The sequence below is a fragment of the Candidatus Nanopusillus massiliensis genome, assembly GCF_920984865.1.
On record NZ_OV100765.1, the window covers coordinates 584,381 to 584,733 of the forward strand.

The 353-nt window shown below is 15.6% G+C and carries 1 pseudogene; it reads right to left on the reverse strand.

Annotated elements, in window-relative coordinates:
- Nucleotides 1–145: 145 nt before the first annotated feature.
- A pseudogene (locus LUA84_RS03760) lies at nt 146–353 on the reverse strand (histidine--tRNA ligase); the annotation flags it as partial.

Here is a 353-nt window from a genome sequence, read left to right on the forward strand (position 1 = left end):
AAAGATAAATTTATTTCTATTTTACTTTTATCATCTACTGATCTAAAATGTTATTAAAATAATTTATCTCTTTTGATATTTCTTCATATTTTGATAAATAATCAATTACTGCTTGATTCTTAATGATATTATTTCAACAATTTTATCAGATAAATCTCTCAACAACATTATTTAATTCTTTTCTTATATTTTCTATTCCAATTTTATCTAACTTATCAATTGTTATATATACCTTTTTTATTTTTTCTTCACTTATATTTAAATTTTTCTCAAAAATAAATCTTAAGAATTCTCTATTATTTATTATAATTTTATAATTCGAAAAATTAAATTCTTTAAATATAAAATTTACA